The 1,530-nt window shown below is 52.7% G+C and carries 1 rRNA gene; it reads right to left on the reverse strand.

Annotated elements, in window-relative coordinates:
* A 23S ribosomal RNA gene (locus ACCC84_RS23400) occupies positions 1–1,502 on the reverse strand; the annotation flags it as partial.
* Positions 1,503–1,530: the final 28 nt, after the last annotated feature.

Genomic DNA, 1,530 nt, shown 5'->3' on the forward strand with positions numbered 1-1,530 from the left:
TTCCGGATTTACCAGGAACACCCTCCTACACGCTTAAACCGGGACAACCGTCGCCCGGCTAGCCTAGCCTTCTCCGTCCCCCCTTCGCAGTAACACCAAGTACAGGAATATTAACCTGTTTCCCATCGACTACGCTTTTCAGCCTCGCCTTAGGGGTCGACTCACCCTGCCCCGATTAACGTTGGACAGGAACCCTTGGTCTTCCGGCGAGCGGGCTTTTCACCCGCTTTATCGTTACTTATGTCAGCATTCGCACTTCTGATACCTCCAGCATGCCTCACAGCACACCTTCACAGGCTTACAGAACGCTCCCCTACCCAACAACGCCTAAGCGTCGCTGCCGCAGCTTCGGTGCATGGTTTAGCCCCGTTACATCTTCCGCGCAGGCCGACTCGACCAGTGAGCTATTACGCTTTCTTTAAATGATGGCTGCTTCTAAGCCAACATCCTGGCTGTCTGTGCCTTCCCACATCGTTTCCCACTTAACCATGACTTTGGGACCTTAGCTGGCGGTCTGGGTTGTTTCCCTCTTCACGACGGACGTTAGCACCCGCCGTGTGTCTCCCGTGATAACATTCTTCGGTATTCGGAGTTTGCATCGGTTTGGTAAGCCGGGATGGCCCCCTAGCCGAAACAGTGCTCTACCCCCGAAGATGAGTTCACGAGGCGCTACCTAAATAGCTTTCGGGGAGAACCAGCTATCTCCCGGTTTGATTGGCCTTTCACCCCCAGCCACAAGTCATCCGCTAATTTTTCAACATTAGTCGGTTCGGTCCTCCAGTTAGTGTTACCCAACCTTCAACCTGCCCATGGCTAGATCACCGGGTTTCGGGTCTATACCTTGCAACTAGACGCCCAGTTAAGACTCGGTTTCCCTACGGCTCCCCTATTCGGTTAACCTTGCTACAAAATATAAGTCGCTGACCCATTATACAAAAGGTACGCAGTCACACCACGAAGGTGCTCCCACTGCTTGTACGTACACGGTTTCAGGTTCTATTTCACTCCCCTCGCCGGGGTTCTTTTCGCCTTTCCCTCACGGTACTGGTTCACTATCGGTCAGTCAGGAGTATTTAGCCTTGGAGGATGGTCCCCCCATATTCAGACAGGATGTCACGTGTCCCGCCCTACTCATCGAACTCACAATTAATGCATTTTAGTGTACGGGGCTATCACCCTTTACTGCGCGACTTTCCAGACGCTTCCACTAACACAAGAACTGATTCAGGTTCTGGGCTCCTCCCCGTTCGCTCGCCGCTACTGGGGGAATCTCGGTTGATTTCTTTTCCTCGGGGTACTTAGATGTTTCAGTTCCCCCGGTTCGCCTCATGCCACTATGTATTCATGACATGATAGTGTGTCGAAACACACTGGGTTTCCCCATTCGGGTATCGCCGGTTATTACGGTTCATATCACCTTACCGACGCTTATCGCAGATTAGCACGCCCTTCATCGCCTCTGACTGCCTAGGCATCCACCGTGTACGCTTAGTCACTTAACCTCACAACCCGAAGGTGTCTTTCGACATC

This window comes from Serratia odorifera (genome assembly GCF_041448735.1).
GTDB lineage: Bacteria > Pseudomonadota > Gammaproteobacteria > Enterobacterales > Enterobacteriaceae > Serratia_F > Serratia_F odorifera.